At 43.6% G+C, this 1,951-nt stretch carries 1 protein-coding gene; it reads left to right on the forward strand.

The annotated features are described in order from the left end of the window. Positions 1–354: 354 nt before the first annotated feature. Entirely contained in the window at positions 355–1,644 is a 1,290-nt protein-coding gene (locus ACQRCC_RS15470; protein WP_427851640.1) for an IS30 family transposase, read from the forward strand. The last annotated feature ends 307 nt before the right edge of the window (positions 1,645–1,951 follow it).

The raw sequence follows: 1,951 nt of genomic DNA on the forward strand, positions 1-1,951 counted from the left end.
TTGGTCAATTGGAAAAGTAAATTCCAGTTCCAGTAGGTCTTAACTGGAACTTACCATTGCAAAAACAGTGGTGGAAGTAACTCTTCCAAACCTTTCTCCAACCGGTTGAATTCCGGTTAGTAATCAAATATAATATAGTTACTTTCCCTGAGATGCAGGATAAGGCAACGCTGAGGAGCGACCTGAGCGGCATTCAGGGTTACACAGGAGCAGCACTGAGCGTGTTGCTCTTTTTCTTTGCTCCTGTGGAAACACAAAGCGATAAACCTCGGGGTTTAAGGGGCAGAGCCCTTTCTGTTATAATCAACCTTTCAGCTGATATCCGGATGGTATCCTACCAAAGGAGAAACTGCTATGGCAAAAAATGCACATTTGACATTTGATGAAAGACAGACGATAGAGGTATCACTTCGTGATAATCTCAAATTTAAGGAAATCGGGGAACTCCTGGGAAAGGATCCATCAACGATTTCCAAGGAAATCCGCAACCATTATAAGGTTGTGGAAAAAAGTACCTACAATCCCTGTGCTAACAGACGTACCTGCAAGCATTATGGTGACATCTGCAAGCCCTGCAAGAAACGCTGGGGTCAGGACTGCAAGAAGTGTGATCCTCCTTGTTATACCCACTGTCCTGATTTTGAGGAACAGGTTTGCCTGAAACTCAAGAAGCCGCCTTATGTTTGCAATGGCTGTGATACCAGACAGGGGTGTAAGTTAAAACGCCATCTATATGAGGCTAAGTATGCTCAGAACGAATACGAAGCTGTTCGCAGCGAAAGTCGACAGGGGTTCGCTATCAATTCTGAAGAATTAAAGAGAATTGATGGCATCATCTCGCCTCTGATCAAGCAGGGACAGTCCGTTCACCAGATCTGTGTCAATAACGTTGACCTGATCATGCTGGATGAGAAGACAATTTACAACTATATCGATGCTGGTCTTCTTTCTGTTTGCAACAGCGACCTTCCACGCAAAGTCCGTTACCGCATTCGAAAAAAGAAGAAACCTGTAAGGGTCGACAAGAAGTGCCACGTCGGCCGCACTTACGAGAATTTTCAGGCATATATCGCTTCTAATCCTGATGTTGCTGTGGTTGAAATGGACTCTGTCGAAGGAAGAAAGGGCGGAAAGGTCTTTCTGACCATCTTCTTTCAGAGTTGTAATCTTATGCTGGCATTTATACGTGATGCTAACACGGCACGCTCTGTAACAGATATATTCAATCAGCTCTATGTCCTTTTAGGGCACGAGAAATTCACTGAATTATTTCCAGTGATTATAACTGACCGTGGAAGTGAATTTACCGATCCTTTAGGCATTGAGTTTAATGGCGATGGCGAGAGAAGAACCCGTGTATTCTACTGTGATCCACAGCGCTCTAACCAGAAAGGGGGCTGTGAAGTATGTCATGAGATGATCCGCCGGGTCCTTCCGAAGAAGACATCATTTGACGACTTAACCCAGGACGATGTGTCTCTCCTGATGAGTCACATTAATTCCTACACAAGAAAAAAGCTGAACGACCAGTCTGCAAACCAGTTGTTCAGCTTCCTTTACGGTGGAGACACCTTAGCTAAGCTCGGCATTAAGGAAATCCCCGCTAATGAGATCAATCTCACACCATATCTGCTGAAAAAATAAGCTGATCGGACTGCCATCCGGATACATAAACACTACCGTCAGGGGTGGAATTTAATCTTGCGAAAAAAAGAAAGATAAATTCGACCTTCGCTTTAAGTGCGCCTTTTTTCAGCACAGAGTTTGATCTGGGATTATCTTACCACACCCCAGCAACTGGTTCAATCTATTTGGTTTTGTAAGTTCCAGTTCGGAATCGTAAATTCCGCTAAATCTAAGATTTCTTGAAATGCCAGAATTTAGTCTTGCAAAGGTTTTCAGGAACAGAGATTTACTTTTGCAAACTGGAAGTCAGTTTTCCAATTCAGCT

Origin of the sequence: Sporofaciens sp. SGI.106, from assembly GCF_050314255.1 — a bacterium.
Lineage (GTDB): Bacteria > Bacillota > Clostridia > Lachnospirales > Lachnospiraceae > Claveliimonas.

Coding starts and splice junctions, on each gene's coding strand:
- ACQRCC_RS15470 (WP_427851640.1), top strand. CDS start 355: ATGGCAAAAAATGCACATTTGACATTTGATGAAAGACAGACGATAGAG.